This window comes from Bartonella sp. TT119HLJHH (assembly GCF_042193385.1).
Taxonomy (GTDB): Bacteria; Pseudomonadota; Alphaproteobacteria; order Rhizobiales; family Rhizobiaceae; genus Bartonella.
In genome coordinates, this window is sequence record NZ_JBHILS010000004.1 from 121,700 (window position 1) to 144,790 (window position 23,091).

Below are 23,091 nucleotides of genomic sequence, written 5' to 3' on the forward strand. Positions count from 1 at the left end.
AGTTTTCCTTCCTGTTTGAGGGCTTTCTTTCCAGTTGGACACTCTTTAGAATTTAAGGCGATAAAGCTCGCATCCCACCAGAATAAATGTGCCACAGCATGAGGTGAAATAATCGAATAAACCCTTTATAAGAAAATTCATCTTAAAGGTAAAGACACCTTAGTTGAGGATCATTACAAGAGAGATCTCTTGTCGTTGAGCAAAAATAACGCTATAACAGAATGTAATTTCATAGCAAAATGGTTTATTCCATGCCGCGCTTTGTTTTAGGAGTGGTTGGAGAGACCTAAGCATATAAAAAAGTTCCAGTGCTCTTGAGTGGGCGGTAACCTGCCTCATAGAAGAGGCGCAGAAGAGGATTTATAAAAATGGCAACGCAACTTTTGATGCCCAAAGCAACAGCTGTTTGGTTGGTTGATAATACAGCTCTTTCTTTTGATCAGATTGCAGAATTTTGTAAATTGCATGTCTTGGAAGTAAAAGCTATTGCCGATGGTGATGCGGCTTATGGTATTAAAGGTTTAGATCCGATTAGTTCTGGGCAATTGACGCGTAGTGAAATTGCACGGGTGGAGGCTGATCAAAATGCACGCTTGAAAATTTCTCAATCGAGGGTGCATATTCCTGAAAAAAAACGTAAAGGGGCGCGCTATATCCCTCTTTCTCGACGCCAAGATCGTCCCAATGGTATCCTATGGTTGGTTACGAACCATCCCGAGTTGAAAGATGCACAAATTGCACGGTTGATTGGGACAACAAAAGCGACAATTGAACAAATCCGCCTTAGAACCCATTGGAATAGTGCAAATTTGGTTCCTCTTGATCCTGTAGGGCTTGGTTTGTGTTCGCAAATCGATTTAGATTTTGAGCTCCAGCGTGCGGCGAAAAATCGTCCTGTTGCAGCAGAAGAAGATAGGTCGTTGCTTCCCGCTTCTCTGACGGAAAATGCTGTTCTAGAGGAAAATGAGGGTGAAGACAATCTGCATAAGACTTTTGACGCTGATAAAGTTTTTGCAAAGCTGAACGCGCTGCAAAAAAATCGTCAAGATCAAGATCAAGATCAAGATGATGCATAAAAAACCATGACGCATAAGGGAAACATTTCTTATAGAAATGTTAGAGGAATGGCTGAAGAGAAGGAAAATTGGCAGAGACTTAAAAGTAAAAATGATGACCAAAAAAATAGAAAAAATTTCGTCTTCATTAGGAATTAACGGTTATTCTTAAAAATATTTTTAAGAATTGACCCTTCTTTACGAAATTCAAGGAGAAACGGACTATGCGCTCTACCAAAAAAACCATCTCTCATTCCTTAGCTATCCTTTTTCTTTTCTCACTATGCTTGGGTGGGTGTGGCAAAAAAAATGTCGGTGCACTTAACGGTATGAATGGCGCTTATATGAATGATGCTGGTTTGAATCAGATGTCACCAGGTTCAGGACAAGAATTTACGGTTAATGTGGGTGATCGCGTGTTTTTTGGTCTCGATTCTTCTTCACTTGATGCTGATGCTGAACGTATTTTAACGCGCCAAGCAGAATGGTTGCTTCATTATCCTTATTATTCTATTATGATCGAAGGTCATGCTGATGAGAGGGGAACACGTGAATATAACTTGGCACTTGGACAGCGCCGTGCTGTTGCTGTGCGAAACTATTTGGTGTCTCTTGGTGTGTCTGCACAACGGATTCAAACAATTTCTTACGGAAAAGAAAGACCTGTAGCGGTATGTGATGATATTTCCTGTTGGAATCAAAATCGACGTGCTGTGACAACGTTGAGTGACATGAATAGTCATTAAAAATAAGATTGTTTGTTTCAATTATTTAATAAGCTCTTAAGGGGAAAAAAGAATGTATCGTAAAATCAATTGGAAAACACTCTTTTATATGGGGGTTTTCATAGCTTGTTCTACTTCACTTGTTCAAAGTGCGGCACGAAAGGCTTCCGAATATCCTGCACATGATACGGATAAAGTTGATGCAGTTGATAAGGCAACTGATGATGTAAAGAAAGCACCTGAAGCCGCTGATAAAGCAGCATCTGATGCGGCGGAAAAAGCCACTGACGCTGTTGATAAGGCAACTGATGATGTAAAGAAAGCACCTGAAGCCGCTGATAAAGCAGCATCTGATGCGGCGGAAAAAGCTACTGACGCAGTTGATAAGGCGTCTGATGCTGTGAAAGAAGCCCCTGAAGCAGCTGATAAAGCAGCATCTGATGTGTTGGAAAAAGCCACTGACGCTGTTGATAAGGCTGTTGATGCTGTGAAAGAAGCCCCTGAAGCAGCTGATAAAGCAGCATCTGATGTGTTGGAAAAAGCTACTGACGCAGTTGATAAGGCAACTGATGCTGTAAAGAAAGCCCCTGAAGCAGCTGATAAAGCAGCATCTGATGTGTTGGAAAAAGCCACTGACGCAGTTGATAAGGCTGTTGATGCTGTAAAGAAAGCCCCTGAAGCAGCTGATAAAGCAGCATCTGATGTGTTGGAAAAAGCCACTGACGCTGTTGATAAGGCTGTCGATGCTGTGAAAGAAGCGCCTGAAGCAGCCGATAAAGCAGCATCTGATGTGTTGGAAAAAGCCACTGACGCAGTTGATAAGGCAACTGATGCTGTAAAGAAAGCCCCTGAAGCAGCCGATAAAGCAGCATCTGATGTGTTGGAAAAAGCCACTGACGCTGTTGATAAGGCTATTGATGCTGTAAAGAAAGCACCTGAAGCAGCTGATAAAGCAGCATCTGATGTGTTGGAAAAAGCCACTGACGCTGTTAATAAGGCGTCTGATGCTGTAAAGAAGGCACCTGAAGCAGCTGATAAAGCAGCATCTGATGTGTTGGAAAAAGCCACTGACGCTGTTGATAAGGCGTCTGATGCTGTAAAGAAAGCACCGGAAGCAGCTGATAAAGCAGCATCTGATGTGTTGGAAAAAGCCACTGATGCTGTTAATAAGGCTGTCGATGCTGTGAAGGAGGCACCTGATGCTACTGATGAGGCATCTGATGCGGCGGAAAAAGCTTCGGATGTTATGGAGCACCAAGGGATTATTTTAGAGAATCAACAGGCTTTATTTAAAGATTATGATTTAGATAAGCTTTTGCATGAGATACGAGCAGTGCTTGAACATAATAATTTGAAAAATGTTAACAAGCAGTTTCATCGGCTTTTTGATAAACAAGACTCTTCTGTTTATTCTTGTCCCTTTGAAAATGCCGCTGTGGATGAACAAGTTCAGACTGTAAAAGAAGAGATGGAGCAGGACCATAGTACAGGTGATCAGACAAAGGTTGCTGCTGTGGAAGCTAAGGTGGAGAGCCATGACCATGAAAACAGTCAACCTTTTAACAAAGCGCATGATGTAAGTGCTCCAATTGAAGCACAACAGAGTATAGATGGTACTCTTTCTTCTTCCAAAACTTTGTATAAAGAGGGTTATGATTTTATTCGTTCTGCCAACTATGTTGAAGCTGAAAAAACCTTTTGCACTTTTCAAAACCGTTACAAAAAAGATCCTTTAAGTGATGATGCTTTGTTTTGGTTGGCAGAATCTTTATTGGGACAAAAGCGCTATCATGAAGCAGCACAAGTTTATCTTAGGGCATGGTATGCAGATGAAAAGAAGCTCTATACCTCCGAGATTTTGCTAAAATTAGCAAGAAGTATGGTCGCTCTTGAGCCAAATAAAGACGATTGTGCTCATTTTGTGAAAAAATCAAAACGTCAACAAACATTAGCATCTGTTTTTTGTAAACCTGCAAAATAAACAGCGAGGTCGTTTTCGGTGTGCGTTAGACTGGCAAGAAATCTCTTTAAAACATCGGATTTTATTCAATGTCAGAAGTTGATTCTTGCCGTCTCAGGGGGAAGTGATTCTTTGGCTTTGATGTTTTTGGTCAAAGAACATTTGGAGACTCTCGCATTTCCTCCGGAAATGATTGTTGTCACGGTTGATCATCAATTGCGTAAAGAATCGATGCGTGAAGCAGAAATTGTTGCGGAAATTTGTCGTGCCCATCACATTAAACATATCATTGTACGGTGGGAAGGCGAAAAGCCAAAGACGCATATTGCTTCCAGTGCTCGTGTTGCACGCTATGATCTCTTGGTTAAAGAAGCACAAAAACAAGGTGCATCACTTATTATGACGGGGCATACACTCAATGATCAGGTTGAAACCTATCAAATGCGGTATCAACGTCTCCAAAAGAATAGAGGTGCTTTGTATAGTGAAGCTGTTGCCATGCGTGATGAGCTTTATACCAGTGGTTTTGCTGGTGCGTTGTGCGCTGAAGCCGATGGTATGCGTGATGAGGTTTATGCTAGAGAAACGAGAAAAAATATTGCCGAAAAAAACTATGGTCCCCTCTATGAGCGCGGTTTATCCTGTATTCCGCGTGAGGCGTTGTTGCATAGAAAAGTGCGGTTGATTCGGCCACTCCTTGGTGTAAAACGCCAAACATTACGGAATTATTTACGCTTACAAGGACAAACATGGATTGATGATCCAACCAATGAAGATCGCAATTTTGAACGTGTGCGCGTGCGTCAATCTCTTTCTCCGCAAAAATTGGCTTATATTGCTCAAAAAATAAATGAAGCCGCATTGCAGCGTCGTCAACAAGCCAAAAATATTGCTGATTTGATCTTAGCGCTGGATATTACAGTCCAACATGGGCGTTGTTTCATAGCAAAGCCTGCGCTATTTTTACAGAAACATTCCAGTTTTCCTTTCGTGGTGGGGCTCTTTGCGGTGCTGATGGGAGGGGGATTTTATTTGCTCCCCAATCAAAAATTAAGCATGCTTGTTCAAAAACTCTGTCTCCATTCTTCAGAAAAGCAGCGTTTTACTTATGCGGGCTCTGTTATTGAATATAACAAAAATGGAATTGCTTTGTGGCGCGAAGGGCGAAATATGAAAGAGGCTATCGTTGAGCCTGACAAAACTTTTATATGGGATGGGCGCTATCAGATTACAAATCATGGATCTGAGGCTATAAAGGTTGGAGCAGCAAATTTAGAACAGCTGAAATTTTTATTAAAAAATAGCGACTTTGAGCTTGAAAAGCCTCATTTTCCCTCTTTACAATCGCTGCTGATGATCTCAAACGATAAAGGGTATGATATTCCAGAGTTGATTTCTCAAGCGGTTGTTTATAAAAATGTTATCATCAAGCGGATTATGGCGCCTTTCGATTGGCTTTCCTCTCGCGAAGATGCTGCGCTGGTGAATGTTGTGGAACCTTTTTTTAATATTGAGGTGAAAAGATAAAGGGAAAATTACTCTAAAAGAAAATAAACAGCTTCTCATCTCTTGGCAAGGGGCTGACAAGGTTATATGTTAAGGGGAACTGTTTGAAATCTAGATTTGATTAAGTGGGCTGAATATGAATTCCAATTACCGCTCTCTCCTCATTTGGGGAGTTATTGCTTTGATTTTGATTGTGTCGTTTTCTTTCTTTAATGGAGATAGTCAACGTTCTGGTGGTGGAGAAGTCTCCTATTCTGAATTTTTGCAAAAAGTTGAGAATAATGAGTTGAAATCTGTGACCATTCAGGGTCAAAAATTAACAGGACAAACCATTGAACATAGAACTATTTCAACCTATGCTCCACGAGATCCAGGTTTGATACAAAAATTGGAAAGCAAAAACGTCAATGTTAAAGCTATTCCTGAAAGCTCTGGAAATAGTATTTTCCTCAATCTCCTCTTTTCCTTGTTGCCTGTTATTATTATCGTGGGGGCGTGGGTCTTTTTTATGCGGCAAATGCAAAATGGATCGCGTGGTGCAATGGGATTTGGGAAGTCAAAAGCAAGATTGCTTAATGAAGCGCAAGGACGTGTTACTTTTAAAGATGTTGCTGGTGTTGAAGAAGCAAAGCAAGATCTTCAAGAAATTGTTGAATTTTTACGCGAACCACAAAAATTTCAACGTTTAGGAGGGCGTATTCCACGTGGTGTTTTGCTTGTTGGTCCTCCAGGAACCGGTAAAACTTTGTTGGCACGCTCTGTGGCCGGTGAAGCCAATGTGCCATTCTTTACCATTTCAGGCTCTGATTTTGTGGAAATGTTTGTAGGTGTTGGGGCAAGCCGTGTGCGTGATATGTTCGAACAGGCTAAAAAGAATGCGCCTTGTATTATCTTTATTGATGAAATCGATGCTGTTGGACGCCATCGGGGTGCTGGACTAGGCGGTGGAAACGATGAACGTGAGCAAACCTTAAATCAGTTGCTTGTCGAAATGGATGGATTTGAGCCTAATGAAAGTATTATTCTTATTGCTGCAACAAACCGTCCCGATGTGCTTGATCCTGCTTTATTGAGACCAGGGCGTTTTGACCGGCAAGTTGTTGTGCCGAACCCTGATGTTTCTGGGCGTGAACAAATCTTGAAAGTGCATGTGCGCAATGTGCCTTTAGCCCCCAACGTTGATCTGAAAATTTTGGCAAGAGGAACACCAGGATTTTCTGGTGCAGATCTGATGAATCTGGTCAATGAAGCTGCTCTTATGGCTGCGAGCCGTAATAAAAGAGTCGTCACCATGCAAGAATTTGAAGATGCCAAAGATAAGGTGATGATGGGCGCTGAACGTCGTTCAACCGCTATGACACAAGAAGAAAAAGAGCTCACTGCTTATCACGAAGCAGGACATGCTATTGTGGCTCTTAATGTGCCAGTTGCTGATCCTGTTCACAAAGCAACAATCGTCCCAAGAGGAAGGGCGTTGGGAATGGTGATGCAATTGCCTGAAGGTGATCGCTATTCCATGAGTTATCGTTGGATGATTTCTCGTCTGGCCATTATGATGGGTGGACGCGTGGCTGAAGAATTGAAATTTGGAAAGGAAAATATCACATCTGGTGCTTCTTCTGATATTGAACAAGCAACCAAATTAGCGCGCGCAATGATTACACGATGGGGATTTTCTGATCTGCTTGGAAATGTTGCTTATGGGGATAACCAAGATGAAGTCTTTTTAGGTCATTCTGTTGCGCGAACACAAAATGTCTCTGAAGAAACAGCGCGCATGATTGATATGGAAGTGCGTAAGCTTATTGATGATGCCTATAAAAATGCGACAAACATTTTGAAAACAAAAAGAAAAGAATGGTTTGCTTTGGCACAAGGTTTGTTGGAATATGAGACTTTAACGGGAGCTGAAATTAACGAAGTTATTGCAGGAAAGCCTCCTTCACGCACACAGAAAGATGAGGGTGCTGCGCCACGGGGGTCCTCTGTTCCAAAAACTGGAACGCTCAGAGCAGAGACAACAGTGATTGATGAACAAAATGCTGAAGCAGTCTCTAAAACAGTGCTTCATAAAGTAGAGACCGATAAAGGCGAGGCAGACAAAGCAGAGGCAACTGTTGGGAAAAAAACAGCAAAATCCGGTAATGTTGAGCCTAAGGAGACTCAGTCTAAAGAAGTGCAATCGGATGAGACTGAGAAAAAAGCGCAAAGCACAAAAGCTACTACAAAATCAGTCAATCGCTCTAAAAGTAATGCTGAAAAGAAGTCCAATACTGCGGGAGATGATAAAGAAAAATAAGAACTGTTTAGTATCGCTTGAGTGACGATGTTTTAGGAAAACTGCTAAATTTTTTGAGAAAGGCGCAAGTTTTGTTTGCGCCTTTCTTGTAATATTTGCAAAAATATGGAAGCAAAAAATTAAACAAAACCGTTGTATGATGACGGCTTTAGCATGCTACAAGGCGAGGTGGATTGTTGCTTTTCTAATGTGGTAGGAGTTGTGAGGTTAGGCGATAGATTTCCTTGCCTGATGTGGTAGGGTATGAGGTTTGGTGCTGGGTTTCTTTACGGATTTAGCAAGTGTGTGAGATTATCCGTTGGTTGTGTTAAAGGGATGTGTAGAGCATTTTGAGGAGATAATATTGCTTTTATGTGTGAGGGTGTAAACATAATTGCTTGAGAGTGATTTAGATGTGTAGATGGTGAATAGGGGGCTTGATTGTCTAAATGCATGAAGGTTTAATCAATGATCTGATTTTATACGGAGAGCGGGGGGACTATTGTACCAAGGGGGCTGTTAGGGAGTTAAAAAAGCCAAGGGAAAAAGTAGATATTAAAGGAAAGATGCATGGTGCAAAAATATTTTGGTACAGATGGAATTCGGGGGAGGGCCAATTCATTTCCAATGACACCCGATTTTGCCATGAAAGTAGGGATGGCGGTAGGGGTTTTATTCCGCTCACAACATCAATCACGTCGTGTGGTGATTGGAAAGGATACACGATTATCGGGCTATATGTTGGAAAACGCTTTGGTTTCAGGATTGACTGCTGCGGGGATGGAAGCTTTTTTATTGGGTCCAGTGCCAACCCCTGCTGTTGCAATGCTTTGCCGCTCTTTGCGAGCGGATCTTGGGGTGATGATTTCTGCTTCTCATAATCCGTTCTATGATAATGGAATTAAACTTTTTGGTCCTGATGGTTTTAAGCTTTCAGATGATATGGAAGCGAAAATTGAACAATTAATCGATACAGATCTTTCAAAATCTTTAGCAAGTTCTGCCGAAATTGGTTATGCAAAACGGGTTGAGGGGGATATTTATCGTTATATTGAATATGCCAAACGAACTTTGCCGCGTGATGTTCGCTTGGATGCTTTGCGTATTGTTGTGGATTGTGCCAATGGGGCGGCTTATAAAGCGGCTCCCCGTGCTTTATGGGAATTGGGGGCTGAGGTTTTTGCTATTCATGATGAACCCAATGGGACCAATATTAATCAAAAATGTGGGTCAACCGATTTAAGCTCTTTAAAACGAAAAGTGCATGAAGTGCGTGCTGATGTGGGGATTGCGCTTGATGGAGATGGAGATCGGGTTCTCATTGTTGATGAAAAAGCACAAACAGTTGATGGAGATCAATTAATTGCTGTGATTGCTGAAAATTGGCATAAAATGGGACGGTTACGGTGCAATGGTGTTGTCACAACAATTATGTCAAATCTTGGGCTGGAGCGTTTCTTGAACGGCAAAGGGTTGCACCTTGTAAGGACAAAAGTTGGAGATCGTTATGTTGTCGATGCCATGCGCCAAAAGGGATATAATGTTGGTGGTGAGGCTTCTGGCCATATCGTGCTTAGTGATTTTGGTACAACGGGTGATGGCTTGGTGGCTGCCTTGCAGATTTTAGCCTGTATGAAGGAAAGCCAAAGCCCTATGAGCCAATTGTGTAAACGGTTTGAGCCTGTACCGCAAATTTTAAAAAATGTAACGGTTAAAAATAAAAATGTTTTGACAAAAAATTCCGTCAAAACGGCTATTGATCAAGCAGAGAAGCGATTGGGAAAAGAGGCACGCCTCGTCATTCGTGCTTCTGGGACTGAGCCGGTTATCCGTCTTATGGCTGAAGGCGATGCACGAGAAGTGTTGGATGCTGTCGTGACAGAGTTGAAGGATGTTATTATGCATCATGATGTACGCGCGGGGGATGCGCTTGAGGAATCTTGAATGCTGTAAGGGGCAAGCAATCAGCTAATCTTTTGAGAAATAAAAGATGTTTGCTGCGGGAATTATTTGTTGCAATAAAGGGAATGTTTCTAGAATTTGGTAGATCTCAAGCGGGTGACCTTTTGAAATAAAGGGGAGGGTTCCTATGGTGGTTGAGGGGAAAAAGAGAAGGCTAAAGCTTGGGGATTGGTGTGTTCTAGAGAAGGGGAGATCTTGAGAGAGAGGTGAAAATTCTTGAGTTGTACAGGAGAAAGAGCTGGTGAGAGCAGGCAGTCGAAATGGTTATTCAAGAAAAACAGCCGTTGGTGAAGGGGGGTGTGTGATGGCCGAAGTTTATCCTTTATACCTTTCATATAAGGAAGGATTAAGAATTACGTAAAAAAGGGTTCGGCGATTTATATTGGTGAAAGCGATGTCGTTTCGTGGTTTTGTCTTTAATGTTGTTTTGGGATGCACTTCATAAATATGGATTTTTGATTTATCAAAAGCATCTCCTAAAGAACAGTCTCATGATAAAGATTGCGTAAAAGAGTTTCAAACGGCGGTGAAGTTTTTGCAACAGAGACATGTACAAGAGCAAATCATGTGTATGAGCGTACAAGGTTAAAAGATGTGACGCGGGTAAGACAAGGAATAAAATCTTATTTTCATAACTCGATTAAGCCATATGACAAAAGAGAGCTAATCAAAAGAGGTTTAATATGGGTGTGACAAAAGATGTTGTGCGAGCTCGCATAGATAGACATTAAAAAAGAAGCCCATGAAATATTAGCAAGTTTAGGACTTCCGGTGTCTGATTTCATCCGGATTGCTTTAACTAAAGTTGTTTATGAAAGAGAATTGCTATTTGATATGTATATTCCTTATGCGGAAACAAACTGTTGAGAAAAGTGACAAGGGTTAAGAGATATAGCTGAAGATAAGTAAGATTTGTTTTGTCATTTGGATATTTGATATTTCTGATCATTTACTTCAAATGAGCTTTTAATTTACATCGTTATCGTTATTGTTATGGGTGTTTCCGTATATTGAATGATGTATGCAAACCGTGATTGAAATGGCAGCTTATTGAATTTCTGTGAAAGAAGAAGCCATATCGCCTGAATAATTATTTGATATTGTTTCTTTTATTGCTACTCATTCAGATGCTGGTGGTCTTATGCAAGGGTTGAGAGAAAGCCAAGGAAAGTTAGGTTTTAAAGCATAAGAGTAAAAGTGGGGGATATAAGGTTATACCCTTTTTTGGTGGTTAAAATATTCCGGTGTTGATCGAAGATATTTACAGTCAATCATCTTGAGGTAATTTGATAAAATCAGAGAGGAATGCGTTGAAGAAAATTTTATACTGCGCCTTGATGAATATCGAAAAGAATAATAATGGATAAGGCACATAAAGCAGGATCTTGTATATTACAAGGTGCTCGTGAAGCTCTTGTCTGAAGCTAAAGGTGAAGCGGATACTAAATTTGGTATTTATATTCCTGCAAATGTTGATGTCAAAAAAATCAGAAAAATATAGGGTTATAGATATCATTTTCGGCACGTTTTGGTTTTCCTGTGGGGCGCATGCGTGATTGGGAATGGGGATGATATTTTTACTTCTCTTTGCTTTTTATTTTCGATTATTGGCACTGAACTTGAAGCTATGGTGGTAATTTAGCACGCGATGATATCCGCGGCTTATAATCGTGTTTTTAAGAAAGCTCTATTGGTATAGTTTTTGCTTATAAAAAAGGGTGTGAGGGTGGCGTTTTTTTAAAAAGCATCACGGCGTTTGAAAGGGTCGTAATAGATTTCTGTTACACGAAATTTGCCTTCAAGGCGTTTGCATTGGATGATGACATCTATCATCGAGATTAATAAGCCGCGGATATCATCGCGTGCTAAATTACCACCACCGTCACTTTCTTTGACTAAAAGGGTCATTTGTTCAAAGGCTGCAAGTGCTGTTGAGGCGTGGACGGTGGTAATGGAGCCGGGGTGACCAGAATTGACATTACGGATATAGTAAAAGGCTGTACCATCACGCAGCTCTTGTAGAAGGATTCTGTCGGGGCGCATGCGTAATCCTGATTCAAGCAGTTCTTTTGCGCCTGCTTTTGCTAAGCCTTGATTATCTTTTGAATAAAAGAGCTGCACTTTGTTGGCGTGCGGAACGACAAGTTCTGGCGTGTCTTCAATGGTGAGAATTCGTTCATAGTCAGGGATTTTTGCAATCAAAGCTTTGGAGAGGGTTGTTTTCCCTGAACCGGTTTTGCCCGATATTAAGATATTTTGTTGTGTAATAACGGCTCTTTCTAAAAAGGTGCAAAAATCTTTGGCGATAAAGAGATCTGTTAGCTCTTTGTCTGTGTCAGAGAGTTCGGATAATCGTTCTGTCATTTGTTGCGTGGGTGTGAAACTGGTGTTTTGGGCAACAGAAAAAAGATTGTTTTCATGTAAACTTTCAAGAGAAAAAGTGCGTGATGAAGGTTTACGAATGGTCATGCTAATGGTATTGGCTGCAACTGCTGGAGGCATAACAATTTGTATGCGTTCGTTGTTTGGCAGTGTTGCGGAGAGAACGGGGTTTTCTACACTGATTTTTTGTGTTGTGTAGGCAGCAACAACTTTTGCAATCCCTTCTAGTTCGCTGTAGGTTAGCTCTTTTAAGATGTGGGTTTGCCAACCATTGGGACCCTCAACGATTACTTCGCCAGGGCGATTGATAACAATTTCAAATAAATTGTCATCATTGAGGAAGTCATCTAAGATCTTTAATTTTGTTAAAACGATGGAGGCGCGTTCTGCATTTTTTGCTGATGGCATAATGTGACTTTATTGGCTTAATGAAAAAAGGAATAGCTGGGAGTAGAGCGGTTTCTTTTGCTCTTTACGACTAGTTTATAGACAGAGGAAAAATCGAGATCTTTTGCTACAAAGATGTTGACCAGTTCGCCTTGAAATTTTTCTAAGGTAGGAGGGATGTTGATTTGATTTTCAAGAGCAATACTGGCGGCCTCTTTTCCAGTGTTGTTTGCGCCTTCAAAACCGCCGCCTCCAGAGTTGTTTGAACCTTCTTTATTGGAATTGCCTACTATTTTATTTGTTAAAACTGTTGTGGCACCATCAATAACGGTGAGTAAAAGGGAAGAGCCAAAGCGTTCCCACCAATGGGTGTTGATGTTGCCATCAAAACCGGCTCTGCCTAAACTGTCGGTTGCGGGTGAGGCAAGGTCGATGATGACACCGGTTGGGGTTTTTGCTCTTGTCCAGAGTACAAAGAGGCGAGATTGACCTTGTTTTATTCCTCCGCGGTATTCGCCAATCACTTGGGTTCCTTTATCAAGCAAAACAACGCGCCCATTGTCAGAGAGGATATCACGGTTGATGATGCAGCTTGCAAAGCCTGGTTGCTCACTGTTTAATGCGGTTTCTAAGATACAGGGAATAGAGGTTCCCATGGCGATGATAAAGTTTCTATTGCCGATGAGTTTTGCTTTTGCTTTTGCTTCTTCTGTTTTGGTAGGCTTTAATAGGGTTGCAAAATTTTGTGTGTCTTGAAGGGCAGGAGAATTTTGCGCATTCGCGAGATTTTCAAGGGCATGGAATTTGTCAAAGGGGTTGAGAGTCGTGTTGACGATGTCTTTTAATTGAGATTTAGAGCCTTTGGCAAAAGCTAAAACAGGGGCACGTCTTGCGGCATCAAGTAGTGGGTCATCTTTTTTGGGTTCTTGTGCGAGTGGTTGTGGGGGTGGTAAGGTTATTGGCGCTATGTTGGCGCGCGGGTCAGAGGGGGCGAGCTCTAAAGGAGCGAGGGAATTGTGAAAGTTTTGTGCTTGTTTTTTATGAGCTTTTGCGGTGTCTTTTTGTTCTGTGGGGGAGGATAAGATGTTCCAGAGCACATAGCCGCAGATTCCTATACAGGCTATTGCGACAACTATTTTTTTGCCAGCGGTTTTGGCGCTATTGTTTTTGCCATCCCCAATAGATCCGCGATCTTCGATGATTGATTTATCACTCATGTGTTGTCCCCTTCAATTCCCGCTTATTTAAAGATCTGATGCAATTTTACGTTCAACAGATGGTGAGGTTGTTCCGGTATTTGGATTGGTGCCTTTTGGTTGATAGGCTTCGTTAAAGACGCATAGGACGTTTTTTCCCTGTCTTAGGGTGAAGCGTGCGCTAATGGCATGGACAATCACCATGTTGCCTCTTGTGGTTTTGGGAACCAGCGATTCTGTACCGTCATTGCTGACAATGTAAATGGCAGGGATTTCTTGGTTGTCTGGAAATGTAAATGTTGTGGTTTTGCCATTGTCATAAACGGAGGAGGGTTCGAGCACGCTCGATCCTTGAGCGGTGTAAGCCCAATTGCGAGGTCCGTAGGTTTCAGAAGCGTTGAAGACATTATCGATACGCTGGGCTTGTTGTTTTTCTTGTCGCATAAGGGCTGCGAGTCTTCTTTGTTCTGCTTCTTCTTGTGGGTAGCGAAATTTCACAAGGAAATATGTTTCTTGTCCAGATGAAATTTCTCCATCTTTGACCATCAGTTCAAATTGATAGGAGCGCTTTGAGCCATCAAGCTTTGTGGTGACGACTTGGAGATTGGTAATGGGTTGGACTTCCCGCGCTTTGAGGAAAAGAATATTGCCAGCGGGGGCGACTTCCCATGCAACGCTGTTGCCAATTGCCACATGGGCAATTTCTTCATTGGGAGAAAATTCTATTTGTACCGATGAGCGTATGGAGCCAATAATTTTTGTGACATTATAGGCATCATAGTTGATAAAGCGAATGCGGCTATCGCTTGGCGCGCGGGTGGGAAAAATACTGGCATGGCTTATCGGTATAGGAGAGAGGGTAATAGCGATGTTAAGAATGAGAAAAAGAATTTTTTTTGTCATGATCAGTTGACCACTTCCGGATCGGTTCTATATTCATTAACAATAAACCCTAGAGGATTTATCAAACGGTTTTGGACAGAGATAGGGGCATTGATGTATTCAAAGGTAAGTGTTGCAACCCAGTGGGTGATGAATTCTTTGTTGTTGTCGTTGTCGTGAATGGTTTTGTAGTAACGCACTTGGGCGACATCGTCATTGATAAAGGAGATTGATTTTATTGTTATTGTAACGGCGGCGTGTTTATAGAGAATTTGAGGACTTTGGGGATTTCTTGCTCCATACCAGCTGGCAAATCTTTCCTGTTCTTCTGAAGAAGAGAGGAGGGAGACGGTTTGGAAGTTGTGTTGTGTTTCTTCTGTGGTGAAGCCTTCACGGGAGCGGACATATTTTGCAGCAAAGTAGCGTGTGATTGCTTCGTCGACATTGGTGGGACCTTCTTTTAAGGCTTCCACAACTTCAGTGATGCCGGTTGAATTGTCCACACGGATGACAAAAGGTTCCACGGTTTTAAGGGGTGTGAGGGTGATGACCGCGAGAGAAGACATTATTGCAACCGCAACGGCGATGCCGGCAATGGCAAGCGAGGCGCGCGTGGTGCGGCGTGAGGCGAGCATGCGATCTTGATCGAACGAGCGCGCTTCAGCAATGTATTGTTCTATATCTTTTTCTTTCATGCTTTTTGCCCGCAATTTTTGTAAGATTTGATTTCTTCATCCGTTAATTTTTGTGCCAGAAGCATTTCCAGCTTGCCTTCTTTTAGGGGTGAAGGGGTGTTGTTACTGATGATAATGGGTGTGGGCGTGGGTTTTTTTCCTTCCCAATTCCACATTGATCTGTTGAGTGGACGTTTAGAATATCCATCACACTTTGGGAGTGACTTCAGTGTGTTTGGTGAAGACATACAGCCACTGAGAAAGAGAAATGGTAAGATAATCCCAATTTTTTTAAATTCCCGCATTTGAACTTAGACCTTTTTTAATAGTGATGCTAATTTTTTAACGCCCTTTGCTATCGTGTTGGCTGTTGCTTTAGCAGCTTTACCTGTTAGTTGAGCCGTTGTTTTAGCGACTGGTCCTGATCCTGTAAGGGAGGCTCCCCCAGAGGCTAAAGCTGATGCGATATCAGGGAGTCTGAGGAAAAGGTGAATACCACCAAGACCAACAACCAAGAACTGAATTAAAGTAGTGAAGATATTTTTAATACCTCCTGAAAAAACGTCCATTGAAATCTTGACATATAAACCACCAAGCAGCACGACTAACACATATAAAATGATGAAGTTTGCAACTTGCCCTAACCATGCTTCTGTGAATTTTCTGGTTGAGGAAAATATATAGAGGCTTATGAAGAGTGGTCCTATTGATATGACAAGAAACAAACCCAATTTAGCAAATAATGAAACAACAAAACCGACTAGACAAAATAAGATAGCAGCAACTAGGCAGATAAAACCAGCAATCCATGTCGCAATAAACTTCCCCATTTGAGTCAGACCTGTGTACTGGTTTGCTGCGTCCAAAACCTGTGCTCCAGCTTTGTTTATCATATTGTCCCATACATTTCGATCCACATGTGCTCCTTGTGTGACATTTGCAATGGCATTTGGCAGATCATGGAAAAATATACCACTGACCCACTCATTATAAAGAGCAGCCTTTGTGGCAAGTGAAACAACGATGCCGAGTTTGAAAGTTGTCACTATAAATTCCCATAAGGGCATGGAAGAGCGCCCATAGATGATATTGTAGCCCATAAATATAATGTAGATTGTACAAGATAGCTTAAGCGGAGCACCTAAGCTTGATGAGAGGTTGTTAATGACTTTACCCATTGTCTCTGTGAGGGGCTCCATCAACATATTGTCTATCTTAGTGAATATGCCTTTGCTTTCTACTGCCATTTAGATGCTCCGCTTTTCATTATGTCTTAATGGTTATTTTGTTGTTGTTTTGCCGCGCGCTCTTTTGCTTCTTGTTCTTCCTCAGCACGCTCTTTCGCTTCTTGTTCAGCAAGGAATTTTTGATTCTCTTCTCTCATTTTTTCAAGATCAGCTTTTTGTTTCGCCATAAATTCTTCATATCTTTTGCGATCGTTCTCTTCCGCTTGACGCTCTCTTTCTTCAGCTTTTGCTTCATATTCTTTTTCAAGTTCTAAAAATGCTAACCGCATGTTTTCACAATTCTTTGAAGTTCCTGCAAATCCACATCTAGCATCCCACTCGAAGCGTAAATTTTTATCTTTTTTAAATTCAGCGACGCTATAAGTTTTTTCACATCCAGCTGTGATGAGCCCTGTGCAAAGTAGCAATGTTGTTATGAGAACTTTATTCATAGATATTTCCCCTTCTTTCTTTCAGTTTTTGAGGTTTGAGCACAATCTTTAAATTCTGCTTGTGTTATCGATTTTTATAACCAGTGATGATAAATCTAGGGCACAGACATAATGTTGCCATAAATATATTATAAAGTGCATAAACCTCTTTAAGTTGAGCAGCTAAAGCGCAATAGCGATGTGTAATGGTGCTATCCATTATTTTTGTAAGGGAATGCATTACAGTATTATCTATCCAAGTAAATACACCTTTGGTTACTATTGCCATTTAGATGCTCCGCTCTTCATTATGTTTTAATGGTTATTTTGTTGTTCTTCTTCCGCGCGTCGCTTTGCTTCTTGTTCAGCTCGGAATTTTTCATTCTCAGCTCTCATTTTTTTAATTCTGGCTCTCATTTCAGCTTTAGCTTTTTCCATTGCTTTACGATAACGTTCGTCATCTTCACGCTCTCTTTCTTCAGCTTTTGCTTCATATTCTTTCTGAAGTTCTAAAAATGCTAACCGCATGTTTTCACAATTTTTTGAAGTTCCTGCAAATCCACATTTCGCATCCCACTCTAGGCGTAATTTTTCATCTTTTTTAAATTCAGCGACGCTATAGGTTTTTTCACAGCCAGCAGCGATAATTCCAGTGCCAAGTAGCAATGTTGTTATGAGAACTTTATTCATCAATATTTCCCCTTTTTCCTTTCAGTTTTACAAGTTTTGAGCACAATCTTTAAATTATGCTTGTGTTATCGGTTTTTATAACCAGTGATGATAAATCTAGGGCACGGACATAATGTTGCCATAAATATATTATAGAGTGTACAAAGCTCTTTAAGTTGAGCAGCTAAAGCGCAATAGATGTTATCCATTGTTTTTGTAATGGGATTCATTAACATATTGTCGATATAAGAAAATACGCCTTTGGTTACTATTGCCATTTAGATACTTCGCTATTCGTTGTGTATTTTTATAATTTAATTATTATTTTGTTCTTTCGCTTTTTGTTCGTCCTCAGCACGCTCTTTTATCCCAAATGTAGCGTTCCATATTTCTTTAGCTTTTGCCTGACGTTCTTTCTCAAGTTCTAAGAATGCTAACCGCATGTTTTCACAATTTTTTGAAGTTCCTGCAAATCCACATTTAGCATCCCACTCTAGGCGTAATTTTTCATCTTTTTTAAATTCAGCGACGCTATAGGTTTTTTCACATCCAGCAGCGATAATTCCAGTGCCAAGTAGCAATGTTGTTATGAGAACTTTATTCATCGATATTTCCCCTTTTTCCTTTCAGTTTTACAAGTTTTGAGCACAATCTTTAAATTCTGCTTGTGTTATCGGTTTTTATAACCAGTGATGATAAATTGAGATGACAGACATAATGTTGCCATAAATATATTATAGAGTGTACAAAGCTCTTTAAGTTGAGCAGCTAAAGCGCAATAGTGATGTGTAGTGGCGTTACCCATTGCGTCTGTAAGGGGATTCATCAACATATCATCTATGTCAGTAAATACGCCTTTGGTTACTATTGCCATTTAGATGCTCCGTTATTTATCGTGTCTTAATGGTTATTTTGTTGTTGTTCAGCTTCTCTTTTAGCGCGTTCTCTTGCTTCTCGTTTAGCTCTCATTTTTTCAATCCAAGCGTCTTGTTCAGCTTTCAATTTTTCCATTGATTTGCGATTTTCTTCGTCAATTTTACGACTTCTTTCTGCTGCTTTTGCTTCATACTCTTTCTGAAGTTCTAAAAATGCTAACCGCATGTTTTCACAATTTTTTGAAGTTCCTGCGAATCCACATTTCGCATCCCATTCTAGGCGTAATTTTTCATCTTTTTTAAATTCTGCTACACTGTGAGTTTTTTCACATCCAGCTGTGATGAGCCCTGTGCAAAGTAGCAATGTTGTTATGAGAACTTTATTCATTATTTATTGTCCTGTTGTTGTTTAGCGCGCTCTTTTGCTTCTTGTTCTTCTTCAGCGCGTCGCTTTGCTTCTTGTTCGGCTCGGAATTTTTCATTCTCAGCTCTCATTTTTTCAATCCAAGCTTTTTGTTCAGCTTTAAATTTTTCATCTATTTTGCGATTTTCTTCTTCAACTTTTGCCTGACGTTCTTTCTCAAGTTCAGCGCCTGCTACTCTTAGGTTTTCACAATTTTTTGAAGTTCCTATCCCTCCACATCTCGTGACCCATTCATCAAATAATTTTGGATTTTTTTTAAATTCTGCGACGCTATAGGTTTTTTCACAACCAGCTGTGATGAGCCCTGTGCAAAGTAGCAATGTTGTTATGAGAACTTTATTCATTATTTATTGTCCTGTTTCTTTTCAGATTCTTGTTTATCGTCATTTGTAGAGCCAAAGCCTTTCCAATTTTTACGGTTTTCAAATTCAGCTTGCTCTGCATTTTTACAATTTTTCGAATTCAAATCCCCTGACGTCAAACATTTCACTAATACTTCTTCCATCAGTTTTTTATTTTTTTTAAGTTCTTCTACGCTGTGGGTTTTTTCACATCCAGTGGTGATGAGCCCTGTGCAAAGTAGCAATGTTGTTATGATGATCTTGTTCATATTCAAGCCCCTCTTTTTTCTCGTTTATTGACCACGCATTTTTTGGGCTAAAGCTTTGGTTCGTGCTTTAAATTCTTCTATTTCACGTCTTTCTGCCGCTTTTTCTTCTGCTTGTTGAATCATTGCGGCGGCTTGCATTTGAAGGACTTGTGTTTGGAGTTTTGCTTGTATCGCTTCTAGTTGTGCTTGAATGCCTTGAATTTTACCCGCATCTTCAGTACTTCCAAGTTCGTCAAGAAGCTTGGTAATGTTTTTTTGTGTTTCACTGGCTTCTTCGTAGACGTCTTGTCCTTTTGCTGCTTGTCCTACTACGCGCTGTTCAGCTTTTTTCACTTCCTGTGTGTAAAAAGCATCTACTGCCTCTTTTGAGTCTGCGCCCCCCGCGGGCTCTTTGTATTTAAGTTCTTCTTGCCATTTTTGCGTGTTTTTGCTGCCGCCGCCACCGCCACCGCCGCCACCACTGCCCATTGATTGTTGAAAGTGGTTGAAATCTGAAGGAAGGGCGCCACTGCTCCCTTGCTTGTTAAACATCTCTTTCAATCCCGAAATGTCAGGCTTGACATTTAAGGAGTTATATAACTGTTTCGCTTGATCGAGTTGGCTCTTTAATTGCTCAAGCTGTTGTTTGCCTTGTTGAATTTGTTGTTCTGCTTTTGCAACTTGTTCTCTCAATCTTTTGGCTTGCTCTATATTTTCCAGCAGTATTTTATAATCAAAGGGACCACCTCCAAATGCATTTGCTTGAGGTCCAAAAGAAATTGCGCAAAGAGCTGTTGCCAATAAAAGTTTTTTCATTGCTTTGACCTTTCTTGAAAAATAGGAAGCCATTTTTCTGGAGATTGTCCAACTTCATCCATAATGGTCTCTAGGAGTTCAATATTCTTGGTGGTGCCACTTAAAATGGCTATTTCATCATCAAAGCCGCGTAAATTTAGCTCTGCTACAACTGAACTTTGTCCTTGTTTGATGAGAAAACGCCGTGACTCACGGCTTAATTCTGATTGTATCAGGTTAAATTCTCTGTCCGATAATTTAAAACCTTCTACATAATCCCCATGATTGCCCTTTTGATTGGGAAAATAAATTTGTGTTGGGCATTGCTCTATAATGGTGTGGGCAATGGTCGAATTGATCGCATCTTTGGGAGATTGCGTTGCAAACAACATCAAACCATTTTGTTTACGGATAGTTTTCAGCCTGTCTTGCGCAAAGGCTTTAAAGGAATCATCCTCTAAGGCTTTCCAAAACTCATCAATGACAATGATAATACGACGCCCATCAATCAGAGACAAAATCCTATGAAAAAGATACATCATTAATGGGGGACGAATTTCATTATTGTCTAAAAAATCCGTCATGTCATAACCAATAAATTTTGCATCAATGCCAATGTCGTCATCAGGATTGTCAAAAACCCACCCTAAGGCATTGCCTTTACACCATCTTTCTAAACGACCCGCTATCCCCTCCCTGTGCGTGGTGTCAAAAAACATTTGTAAGGCCGATATTGTCCGTTGTTCTTTTGGTAATAAGGCAAGTTGGTCAACAGCAGCAGAAATATCTTGTCTTTCTGATTCACTGATCTTTTGATCTTCAGACGAAACAAGCTTTATAATCCATTGGCGTAAAAAAACTCTATCTGCTGGATTGTTATAGTCTAAGCCTTTTAGCGGTGCTATGCCTGTCGGTCTACCATTCTTCAAGGGCATATAAGTGCCGCCACCCGCTCTGACAAAAAGTTCTGCACCCCGATCTTTGTCAAAAAAGACCATATTGGGATCATGCTTTTGAAGTTGTGCTAAAAGAAAATTGACAATAACCGTTTTCCCAGAACCAGAGGGACCACAAACAAACGTATTGCCTAAATCACCAAAGTGAAAGTTAAAATAAAACGGTGAACCAGCAGAGGTCTTCATCAAGGCTACCGCTGGTCCCCACACATTGCCATCTATTTTTCCAACCGGAAAAGAATGAAAAGGAGAAAGCGCTGCATAATTGCGGCTTGTTATTGCACCAGAGCGGGTGCGATAAGCATAATTGCCAGGCAATTGTGCCCACCAAGCTGCCGCTAACCCTAAGTCTTCCCGCGCAATGACAGCCCCACCATCTGTAAGACGAGAACGCGCTTTGGCAAGATTATCCGCTAACTCTTGCGGCGTATCAGCAAAAACTGCCAATGATAAATGATGCTCCCCTAAAACAAAACGATTGGATTCAAGATCATCAAGCGCATCATCCAGTTCCATAATTTGTGAACCTGCTCGATCTCCTGCATTGACCATTTGATTCTGTTTGCGCCCCATAATCTGTTTGGCAGCATTTTTGCTCTTGAAAATAAACGATTGGGTGAAAATAAACTCAAAGGGAAGGGTGAGCAAACCATCCGCCATGCCTACCCTGGTTTTTGCTGGATATTCTTTCCAACCAAACATGCCCGCAAACCGCTGTCCCGCCTCGGTGCGTATTTCTATGATCTCTTTCCCAAAAATGAGACGGTCTGAATAAACAGTCGAAGCTATCGTCCCCCATGTGAGAGGGATACGTTCACGACGACCTCCCACCAATTGGTGGATAAACTCACTTTGCTGCGAATAAATATTGCCTTCATGTTCATAAAGACTCAATCTTTTTGCACCATAACGCTCTAAGTTTTGAATAAGATCTGTTGTAATATCTTCAAGCTTGCGAATGGACTCTGCATCAACTTCTGTCTTTTCTTGCTTGGCTTTGCCTAAACGTTTGAAAAACTCCACTAATTTATCCGTTTGATCAACGTGTGGATTCCACAAAATAGAAAGATAAAGATCATTGCGATAAAGCTCCTGTGAAATCATCCGGTCGCGATATTTATCATCTAATTGCTTGGCAAATGCCGATCTGAAAGTCCCATCCGGATAAATCGTTTCACGCTTTCTGATAATATGGCTATAAAGCGCTATCCGTTCATCCGCTATGTTTTTAAACAGATTATTGAGCTGTTCGTGAAGCACATTCAGATCAATAATATCCGCTGTCTCAAAGTTAATCCCTTCAAGTTTAATAACGCTCATGAGAGCGCGTGAATCCAGCGCAATGATGTGTTTATTGACATGGCGCACATAAGGAATGATCGCCTCTGGCTGCTTTTCACGTTTGCGCTCTGTTCTATTCATTGTAATTCCTCATAATTACGAATTAATCGTAATGGAGAAATACTTCCCCCACCCCATAGACTCGAATTTCTGGCAAAAATACTTGTTTTTTGCCATGTCAGAAGAATACGAAATTTGTTATGGTCATGCTTTAGGATTTCCTTGAATATGAAATGCAGCATCACACCAAAGGTTAGAAGAAAAATATTGCCTGCCATAATGAACAATATCATCGTTCCTATCCCATTTAATCCCATAGCTTCCACCGTCACGCCTGCAATCATTGCAGGGCGCGTGCAAGCAAGAAATAACGTATCTTCTGTTAGCTTGTCGTGCTCTTTCATGGCTTTGAAAGGCAACGTTTAATGGGAAAACATTGATACAATTTGCGTTGCACCCATAACAATGCCGATGCCAACACAAACGAAAAAAGCTTTACGCATTTCAACATAACCAGCAATCCATGCAAGCCCAATACCAGCAACCGCAATGGTTGCAATTGATGTTGCAATTTTTCCTGTTAAAGCTTCAATGATTTTATCAAGAGCAGTTTCAATTTTTCCGAAGCCGCCATCAGCAAATGCTGGTTCACTCAGTGCCATGAAGGCAATAAACAGCATCAATGCTGCTGTTAACCATTTCTTTTGGGTGTTGGATAGAATAGTTTTTTGTAAGGTATGTTCATTAATGAACGAATTATTCATGTTTTTCATGAAAA

General features: G+C 40.9%; 26 protein-coding genes. 7 read left to right on the forward strand and 19 right to left on the reverse strand.

The genetic code is table 11. From position 1 onward, the window contains the following. Positions 1–368 precede the first annotated feature (368 nt). The 7 genes from ACFIJL_RS03655 (at position 369) to ACFIJL_RS03685 (ending at position 10,353) form a co-directional block, all read left to right on the forward strand. Entirely contained in the window at positions 369–1,076 is a 708-nt protein-coding gene (locus tag ACFIJL_RS03655) for a DUF1013 domain-containing protein (RefSeq protein WP_375622619.1), read from the forward strand. 203 nt (positions 1,077–1,279) lie between these two features. Beyond that, positions 1,280–1,801 carry a peptidoglycan-associated lipoprotein Pal gene (pal, locus tag ACFIJL_RS03660; protein WP_375622621.1) on the forward strand — a complete coding sequence of 174 codons (522 nt, stop codon included), beginning with the start codon at positions 1,280–1,282 and terminating at the stop codon, positions 1,799–1,801. Between the two features lie 52 nt (positions 1,802–1,853). After that, the gene (locus ACFIJL_RS03665; RefSeq protein ID WP_375622623.1) at positions 1,854–3,761 is read left to right on the forward strand and encodes a tol-pal system protein; all 1,908 of its coding nucleotides are present in this window, start codon (positions 1,854–1,856) and stop codon (positions 3,759–3,761) included. Between the two features lie 18 nt (positions 3,762–3,779). Further along, positions 3,780–5,267 carry a tRNA lysidine(34) synthetase TilS gene (gene tilS, locus ACFIJL_RS03670; protein WP_375622625.1) on the forward strand — a complete coding sequence of 496 codons (1,488 nt, stop codon included), beginning with the start codon at positions 3,780–3,782 and terminating at the stop codon, positions 5,265–5,267. 115 nt (positions 5,268–5,382) lie between these two features. Beyond that, positions 5,383–7,545, forward strand: a complete 2,163-nt coding sequence (gene ftsH / locus ACFIJL_RS03675) for an ATP-dependent zinc metalloprotease FtsH (protein WP_375622627.1) — start codon at positions 5,383–5,385, stop codon at positions 7,543–7,545. Between the two features lie 549 nt (positions 7,546–8,094). After that, a complete protein-coding gene (glmM, locus tag ACFIJL_RS03680) occupies positions 8,095–9,468 on the forward strand; it encodes a phosphoglucosamine mutase (protein ID WP_375622629.1) in 1,374 nt (457 codons plus the stop codon). A gap of 789 nt (positions 9,469–10,257) precedes the next feature. Beyond that, on the forward strand, positions 10,258–10,353 hold the full coding sequence (locus ACFIJL_RS03685; protein WP_375622631.1) for a hypothetical protein: 96 nt from the start codon (positions 10,258–10,260) through the stop codon (positions 10,351–10,353). Between the two features lie 870 nt (positions 10,354–11,223). On the opposite strand, the gene virB11 is transcribed toward ACFIJL_RS03685, so the two are convergent. From virB11 to ACFIJL_RS03780, 19 genes are all read right to left on the reverse strand, one after another. Next, a complete protein-coding gene (gene virB11, locus ACFIJL_RS03690) occupies positions 11,224–12,276 on the reverse strand; it encodes a P-type DNA transfer ATPase VirB11 (RefSeq protein WP_375622633.1) in 1,053 nt (350 codons plus the stop codon). Between the two features lie 17 nt (positions 12,277–12,293). After that, entirely contained in the window at positions 12,294–13,472 is a 1,179-nt protein-coding gene (gene virB10, locus ACFIJL_RS03695) for a type IV secretion system protein VirB10 (RefSeq protein WP_375622635.1), read from the reverse strand. Between the two features lie 27 nt (positions 13,473–13,499). Next, positions 13,500–14,354, reverse strand: a complete 855-nt coding sequence (gene virB9 / locus ACFIJL_RS03700) for a P-type conjugative transfer protein VirB9 (protein WP_375622637.1) — start codon at positions 14,352–14,354, stop codon at positions 13,500–13,502. 2 nt (positions 14,355–14,356) lie between these two features. Continuing rightward, positions 14,357–15,028 carry a virB8 family protein gene (locus tag ACFIJL_RS03705; protein WP_375622639.1) on the reverse strand — a complete coding sequence of 224 codons (672 nt, stop codon included), beginning with the start codon at positions 15,026–15,028 and terminating at the stop codon, positions 14,357–14,359. After that, a complete protein-coding gene (locus tag ACFIJL_RS03710) occupies positions 15,025–15,312 on the reverse strand; it encodes a type IV secretion protein VblB7 (protein ID WP_375622641.1) in 288 nt (95 codons plus the stop codon). Before ACFIJL_RS03710 ends, ACFIJL_RS03705 begins: the two co-directional genes overlap by 4 nt. A gap of 6 nt (positions 15,313–15,318) precedes the next feature. Beyond that, positions 15,319–16,254, reverse strand: coding sequence for a type IV secretion system protein (locus ACFIJL_RS03715; protein ID WP_375622643.1), 936 nt, complete (start codon positions 16,252–16,254; stop codon positions 15,319–15,321). A gap of 26 nt (positions 16,255–16,280) precedes the next feature. Further along, entirely contained in the window at positions 16,281–16,685 is a 405-nt protein-coding gene (locus tag ACFIJL_RS03720; protein ID WP_375622645.1) for an EexN family lipoprotein, read from the reverse strand. 64 nt (positions 16,686–16,749) lie between these two features. Continuing rightward, positions 16,750–16,953 carry a hypothetical protein gene (locus ACFIJL_RS03725; RefSeq protein ID WP_375622647.1) on the reverse strand — a complete coding sequence of 68 codons (204 nt, stop codon included), beginning with the start codon at positions 16,951–16,953 and terminating at the stop codon, positions 16,750–16,752. Positions 16,954–16,979: 26 nt separating this feature from the next. Further along, positions 16,980–17,354 carry an EexN family lipoprotein gene (locus ACFIJL_RS03730; protein ID WP_375622649.1) on the reverse strand — a complete coding sequence of 125 codons (375 nt, stop codon included), beginning with the start codon at positions 17,352–17,354 and terminating at the stop codon, positions 16,980–16,982. Positions 17,355–17,419: 65 nt separating this feature from the next. Next, positions 17,420–17,611: a hypothetical protein gene (locus tag ACFIJL_RS03735; RefSeq protein WP_375622651.1), complete on the reverse strand. Its 192-nt coding sequence runs from the start codon at positions 17,609–17,611 to the stop codon at positions 17,420–17,422. A 36-nt stretch (positions 17,612–17,647) separates the two neighbouring features. Continuing rightward, positions 17,648–17,938, reverse strand: coding sequence for an EexN family lipoprotein (locus tag ACFIJL_RS03740; protein WP_375622653.1), 291 nt, complete (start codon positions 17,936–17,938; stop codon positions 17,648–17,650). 65 nt (positions 17,939–18,003) lie between these two features. After that, entirely contained in the window at positions 18,004–18,207 is a 204-nt protein-coding gene (locus ACFIJL_RS03745) for a hypothetical protein (protein WP_375622655.1), read from the reverse strand. A 26-nt stretch (positions 18,208–18,233) separates the two neighbouring features. Continuing rightward, complete coding sequence (locus tag ACFIJL_RS03750; protein WP_375622657.1) at positions 18,234–18,596, reverse strand: EexN family lipoprotein; 363 nt, start codon at positions 18,594–18,596, stop codon at positions 18,234–18,236. Further along, the gene (locus ACFIJL_RS03755) at positions 18,596–18,976 is read right to left on the reverse strand and encodes an EexN family lipoprotein (protein WP_375622659.1); all 381 of its coding nucleotides are present in this window, start codon (positions 18,974–18,976) and stop codon (positions 18,596–18,598) included. The genes ACFIJL_RS03750 and ACFIJL_RS03755 overlap by 1 nt, the downstream gene beginning before the upstream one ends. Further along, complete coding sequence (locus ACFIJL_RS03760) at positions 18,976–19,242, reverse strand: EexN family lipoprotein (protein WP_375622661.1); 267 nt, start codon at positions 19,240–19,242, stop codon at positions 18,976–18,978. The genes ACFIJL_RS03755 and ACFIJL_RS03760 overlap by 1 nt, the downstream gene beginning before the upstream one ends. A 24-nt stretch (positions 19,243–19,266) precedes the next feature. Continuing rightward, positions 19,267–20,037 carry a type IV secretion system protein gene (locus ACFIJL_RS03765; protein ID WP_375622663.1) on the reverse strand — a complete coding sequence of 257 codons (771 nt, stop codon included), beginning with the start codon at positions 20,035–20,037 and terminating at the stop codon, positions 19,267–19,269. After that, positions 20,034–22,394, reverse strand: coding sequence for a VirB4 family type IV secretion/conjugal transfer ATPase (locus ACFIJL_RS03770; RefSeq protein ID WP_375622665.1), 2,361 nt, complete (start codon positions 22,392–22,394; stop codon positions 20,034–20,036). Before ACFIJL_RS03770 ends, ACFIJL_RS03765 begins: the two co-directional genes overlap by 4 nt. Next, the gene (locus tag ACFIJL_RS03775; protein WP_273790924.1) at positions 22,391–22,717 is read right to left on the reverse strand and encodes a type IV secretion system protein VirB3; all 327 of its coding nucleotides are present in this window, start codon (positions 22,715–22,717) and stop codon (positions 22,391–22,393) included. Before ACFIJL_RS03775 ends, ACFIJL_RS03770 begins: the two co-directional genes overlap by 4 nt. Positions 22,718–22,735: 18 nt before the next feature. Next, a complete protein-coding gene (locus ACFIJL_RS03780) occupies positions 22,736–23,086 on the reverse strand; it encodes a TrbC/VirB2 family protein (RefSeq protein ID WP_375613238.1) in 351 nt (116 codons plus the stop codon). Positions 23,087–23,091 lie beyond the last annotated feature (5 nt).

Excerpts from the sequence above, each read along its gene's own strand:
- ACFIJL_RS03655 (WP_375622619.1), top strand. The coding sequence starts at position 369 with ATGGCAACGCAACTTTTGATGCCCAAAGCAACAGCTGTTTGGTTGGTT.
- pal (WP_375622621.1), top strand. The coding sequence starts at position 1,280 with ATGCGCTCTACCAAAAAAACCATCTCTCATTCCTTAGCTATCCTTTTT.
- ACFIJL_RS03665 (WP_375622623.1), top strand. The coding sequence starts at position 1,854 with ATGTATCGTAAAATCAATTGGAAAACACTCTTTTATATGGGGGTTTTC.
- ftsH (WP_375622627.1), top strand. The coding sequence starts at position 5,383 with ATGAATTCCAATTACCGCTCTCTCCTCATTTGGGGAGTTATTGCTTTG.
- glmM (WP_375622629.1), top strand. The coding sequence starts at position 8,095 with ATGGTGCAAAAATATTTTGGTACAGATGGAATTCGGGGGAGGGCCAAT.
- virB11 (WP_375622633.1), bottom strand. The coding sequence starts at position 12,276 with ATGCCATCAGCAAAAAATGCAGAACGCGCCTCCATCGTTTTAACAAAA.
- virB10 (WP_375622635.1), bottom strand. The coding sequence starts at position 13,472 with ATGAGTGATAAATCAATCATCGAAGATCGCGGATCTATTGGGGATGGC.
- virB9 (WP_375622637.1), bottom strand. The coding sequence starts at position 14,354 with ATGACAAAAAAAATTCTTTTTCTCATTCTTAACATCGCTATTACCCTC.
- ACFIJL_RS03705 (WP_375622639.1), bottom strand. The coding sequence starts at position 15,028 with ATGAAAGAAAAAGATATAGAACAATACATTGCTGAAGCGCGCTCGTTC.
- ACFIJL_RS03710 (WP_375622641.1), bottom strand. The coding sequence starts at position 15,312 with ATGCGGGAATTTAAAAAAATTGGGATTATCTTACCATTTCTCTTTCTC.
- ACFIJL_RS03715 (WP_375622643.1), bottom strand. The coding sequence starts at position 16,254 with ATGGCAGTAGAAAGCAAAGGCATATTCACTAAGATAGACAATATGTTG.
- ACFIJL_RS03720 (WP_375622645.1), bottom strand. The coding sequence starts at position 16,685 with ATGAATAAAGTTCTCATAACAACATTGCTACTTTGCACAGGGCTCATC.
- ACFIJL_RS03725 (WP_375622647.1), bottom strand. The coding sequence starts at position 16,953 with ATGGCAATAGTAACCAAAGGTGTATTTACTTGGATAGATAATACTGTA.
- ACFIJL_RS03730 (WP_375622649.1), bottom strand. The coding sequence starts at position 17,354 with ATGAATAAAGTTCTCATAACAACATTGCTACTTGGCACTGGAATTATC.
- ACFIJL_RS03735 (WP_375622651.1), bottom strand. The coding sequence starts at position 17,611 with ATGGCAATAGTAACCAAAGGCGTATTTTCTTATATCGACAATATGTTA.
- ACFIJL_RS03740 (WP_375622653.1), bottom strand. The coding sequence starts at position 17,938 with ATGAATAAAGTTCTCATAACAACATTGCTACTTGGCACTGGAATTATC.
- ACFIJL_RS03745 (WP_375622655.1), bottom strand. The coding sequence starts at position 18,207 with ATGGCAATAGTAACCAAAGGCGTATTTACTGACATAGATGATATGTTG.
- ACFIJL_RS03750 (WP_375622657.1), bottom strand. The coding sequence starts at position 18,596 with ATGAATAAAGTTCTCATAACAACATTGCTACTTTGCACAGGGCTCATC.
- ACFIJL_RS03755 (WP_375622659.1), bottom strand. The coding sequence starts at position 18,976 with ATGAATAAAGTTCTCATAACAACATTGCTACTTTGCACAGGGCTCATC.
- ACFIJL_RS03760 (WP_375622661.1), bottom strand. The coding sequence starts at position 19,242 with ATGAACAAGATCATCATAACAACATTGCTACTTTGCACAGGGCTCATC.
- ACFIJL_RS03765 (WP_375622663.1), bottom strand. The coding sequence starts at position 20,037 with ATGAAAAAACTTTTATTGGCAACAGCTCTTTGCGCAATTTCTTTTGGA.
- ACFIJL_RS03770 (WP_375622665.1), bottom strand. The coding sequence starts at position 22,394 with ATGAATAGAACAGAGCGCAAACGTGAAAAGCAGCCAGAGGCGATCATT.
- ACFIJL_RS03775 (WP_273790924.1), bottom strand. The coding sequence starts at position 22,717 with ATGAAAGAGCACGACAAGCTAACAGAAGATACGTTATTTCTTGCTTGC.
- ACFIJL_RS03780 (WP_375613238.1), bottom strand. The coding sequence starts at position 23,086 with ATGAAAAACATGAATAATTCGTTCATTAATGAACATACCTTACAAAAA.